This is a genomic window from Xanthomonas cucurbitae (genome assembly GCF_002939885.1).
GTDB classification, from domain to species: Bacteria; Pseudomonadota; Gammaproteobacteria; order Xanthomonadales; family Xanthomonadaceae; genus Xanthomonas; species Xanthomonas cucurbitae.
This window is the reverse complement of sequence record NZ_MDED01000086.1, coordinates 1-2,842: the sequence shown is the minus strand read 5'-3', so window position 1 is coordinate 2,842 and position 2,842 is coordinate 1. Positions and strand designations below refer to the sequence as shown.

At 51.7% G+C, this 2,842-nt stretch carries 3 protein-coding genes and 2 pseudogenes; all 5 read right to left on the bottom strand.

Annotated elements, in window-relative coordinates:
- A pseudogene (locus XcuCFBP2542_RS18695) lies at window positions 1-368 on the bottom strand (hypothetical protein); the annotation flags it as partial.
- Complete coding sequence (locus tag XcuCFBP2542_RS18690; protein ID WP_104605729.1) at window positions 365-1,024, bottom strand: hypothetical protein; 660 nt, start codon at window positions 1,022-1,024, stop codon at window positions 365-367. The gene XcuCFBP2542_RS18690 and the pseudogene XcuCFBP2542_RS18695, both read right to left, overlap by 4 nt.
- Window positions 1,021-1,551 carry a hypothetical protein gene (locus tag XcuCFBP2542_RS18685; protein WP_104605727.1) on the bottom strand — a complete coding sequence of 177 codons (531 nt, stop codon included), beginning with the start codon at window positions 1,549-1,551 and terminating at the stop codon, window positions 1,021-1,023. Before XcuCFBP2542_RS18685 ends, XcuCFBP2542_RS18690 begins: the two co-directional genes overlap by 4 nt.
- 365 nt (window positions 1,552-1,916) lie before the next feature.
- Complete coding sequence (locus XcuCFBP2542_RS18680) at window positions 1,917-2,450, bottom strand: DUF4189 domain-containing protein (protein ID WP_249027693.1); 534 nt, start codon at window positions 2,448-2,450, stop codon at window positions 1,917-1,919.
- 29 nt (window positions 2,451-2,479) lie between these two features.
- A pseudogene (locus tag XcuCFBP2542_RS20170) lies at window positions 2,480-2,842 on the bottom strand (type IV secretion system protein); the annotation flags it as partial.

Sequence of the window (2,842 nt, the reverse complement as noted above, 5' to 3'; positions counted from 1 at the left end):
GTGACGGTGACGTCGGGGGCTTTGCCGCCTTTGCCGAGTTCGTGCGCATAGTTCAACGCATATCGCGTCAGCTCAAGCGCCTCGGCAGCCTGCCTGTTGTGGCGGGCTGCAACCATGCCGCCGTCGGTGTAAAAACCATCTTCCTTGAGCTGCCGGTCGGTCTCGGTGCCGCGGTGAGCGACGATGATCTCACGCGTATCGACCCGCTGATAGACGATGCCTTGATAGCCAGAGGGGCTATCCACGTATTTGAGGCGCTTGTAAATATTTCCACCGATATCTTCGGGCCTGCTGTTAGGCCCTGTCTCTCTGGGGGCCTTATAAGCATCGTCGGAGAGCGCCGCGTATTGTTGGCTCGTGATACTCATGGGCTCACCTGCTTAACAGTCAGGGCCACTATGAAAATATCTTTTTGTGCGATATCGCTAAATTTATCGAGACTGGTTTCACCGCCATCAGGGAAGTCGCCCATCTCCGATCTTGGATACCTATCTTTCCAAAAATAGGTGATCTTTGGGGTTGAGCTATAGATCTCGCTTTTGAATAGTGCGGGTTGGAATCGAGTCTCCTCTTTCTTTCCAGTTGCCCTGAGTGAAATTCCAACTCCATCTAGCTCAAAAAGGCAGATGCCTTTTCCGTAGTAATCCGCATCGACCATGCCATCGGCGTAGATCGTCGCGGCGTAGGTAGATTCATCGAGCTTCTGGAAGTGGATAGGAATTCCGTCTTCGTCAGACTTGCTCCATACCCCTGCAATGGGTTCAATCGGCGTGCATTGCTTGTGATTGGCCATTTGGTAGAACGCAGTTCCCGACACCCACTCGAACGGCCCCGGCGCATCCTCGATGGTCATCGTGATCCGGTACGCCTGGGTTGGATGTGGGTTCTTGCGATAAACCGGATCGCCGTCGGTGGTGGTTGCGCCGGTGCCGTGTCTTTCAGAGCCAGTATTCATGGGGTTGCATCCTGCCAAGAGAACCAAGACCAGAGAGCCAGCAATTCTGATTCCCAGCTTCCCGTTCATGCTGTCATCGTGCGTTGTGCGGCACGCTGCGCAGCTGTTATGGAATCGGTGAGTCGTGAACAAACGCGATTGATGTTGACGCGATGTATCAACAAGGCAATGAGCATGACCGCGAAGACCAAATCGAACTCGGGAACCTCGCTGACCACACTCATCACAAAGGGAACGCAAGCCGCAGCTACCGCAAGCATGAACATCAGAAGTGTCATTGCAGTCGCGCTGACAATCGCCTGGCGAAGCTGTCTCGCCTCTTCGGTATGTTTTTCCGCTGTTTGCAGCTTTCTCCAAATAGTCATGGCGCCTGCAACGAGCCCCAGCAGCATCGACACTACAGCGAAATGCAATACAGCACAGATGGTGGCGGCATACTGTGCAAGATCCATCAGGAACGTGAACGATGTTCGATAGGCCAGGACGACAAAGCTCGCGGTCATTAAGTTTGACATCAGCAGGATAGTCAATATGCGCCGAACGCCCTTGGGTGAGCGGTGCCAATCTGCGTTGTGGGAGGAGAACACGATATCCATTACTTCGCTCCTGCGAACTCTATTTACCCAACGGCGAACTTGGTCAGGGGCACGGGACGAGCTTTGATGGTTCCCTGTAGAAAACGCTTTTTGGCAACCTCGTGCAAACATCTGTGCCTAGACGGGGTTAAAGCATCTGGGATATTTCACAACTTAAGTGCCCGTTGCAGGATTTAGCGACAGCCAGCAATCCACTGGAAAGCCAGCGGTGTAAAAATATGAATGAGTCATTATTGCAATGATGGGTGAATTCATAGATGACGCCGCTCCAAGTCTACGACTGGTTTGCCATGAGATACAATAGGAAACCTGCTAATAGCGCGCGCTTCCCTATGAGATATCCTTTTTCGTAGGAATTGAATTACTCAATATGGCTGAAAAATAGGCTCAGAGCACGCATTATATATAACCCTGCACTCAGACCCTTCATTGTCTTTTAGGCAGCGCGATATCACATCACTAGTTGCACTTTCTTTAGATGGCCCTCTGGCATATGCAAGCATTCCTGTGACAGCTCTCTCACCAAGATATGGCTCAGCAATAGATGCACATTGATTTTCATATATAAAATCGATTGCACATTCTTTTCCGCTTACGGATCTACACTTTTCTAATGCCTCCTCTTGAGCCTCTTTCTTCTTAAGCTTTCCCTTCGAAACCCCCAAATTGTCACCACCGTCGCTTGCTATAGCCCCCCAAGTTTTTAGCCATTTTCCACTCGGGCGAGGCGCTTGCTGGATAGGGTTGTCTTGGGGAATAGGCGCACAGGCAACGACACCCTGCCCACCAATTGGATATTGCCCTGGTGGACACCCTTGCTCGGCATGAGCATTATGACTGGCAGCGCCCATCAAAAGCGCAAAAACCACCAAGAAATTATTTTTCATATACTTATTCAAGCCACTTTCAAGAAAATCGTTTTAGATAACTAAACTTGATCCCGAGGATTTTGTCCAGCCAATCCGCGTGAGCCGATAACCGCTGTCTCAGTAGAATCTGCGCCAGCAATCGTTTTGGTTACTGCGCTAGTTGTCCTCTGAATACTATCGTCCGCCCTGTCAGAGCTGGGAGCGGTTCGCTGCGGCATATACGACCCAGCAGGTTGCCCCTGCGGCCCCGGACTCGCAGCACCACCGCCACCAAATGCCGAATATGCCATGAACGTCCCCATATTCCCCTGCCAAATTGCGGCCGCCAATGTTGGCACGGTGATGATTAGCACCGTCATGAACAGCCCGATACCGCCCTGCTGCAGCGCCTGGCTCGACAATCCTTCCGCATTGCCCAACGT